1 pseudogene is annotated in these 469 nt (G+C 31.3%); it reads left to right on the forward strand.

Going from position 1 to position 469, the window contains the following annotated elements:
- Positions 1-170: pseudogene (locus AC1DJR_RS33305) on the forward strand (phenazine biosynthesis protein PhzF); the annotation flags it as partial.
- Positions 171-469: the final 299 nt, after the last annotated feature.

Below are 469 nucleotides of genomic sequence, written 5' to 3' on the forward strand. Positions count from 1 at the left end.
ACTTGCAAAAAGAAGTCTATGTATTTGAACAAGGTTATTCTTTACACTCGCCTTCCGAAATATTAGTTAAATTAGCAACCAATAGCAAGAATGAAATAGAAAAAGTTTATGTTGGCGGCAAAGGCTATTACTGTGAAACTAAGTGTTTAAATGTAGAAAATATTGAGTGAAAATAAAAAAACACCGAATAAAAAGGTTGAGAAGGATAGAGAAATAGATAAAAAAACAAACACATTATTTAATTGAACAATGTGTTTATCTTCAATCTGAAAGGATCTGATATGAATATCAGATCCTTTTTACTATGTGTAATTATTTCACTGGTTCTTTTCCAACTTTAAATACCGGCGCCTTAGCAGCAGAAATTTRCATTTCTTCATAGTCTAACTAAWCAGCAAAAAACTTGTAGGAATCATTATCTAGAGTTTTATTTTKCTCTACCGATTTAACCTCTCGACAGCTTCCGCGC

It is taken from the genome of Bacillus sp. 05T31, from assembly GCF_056396725.1.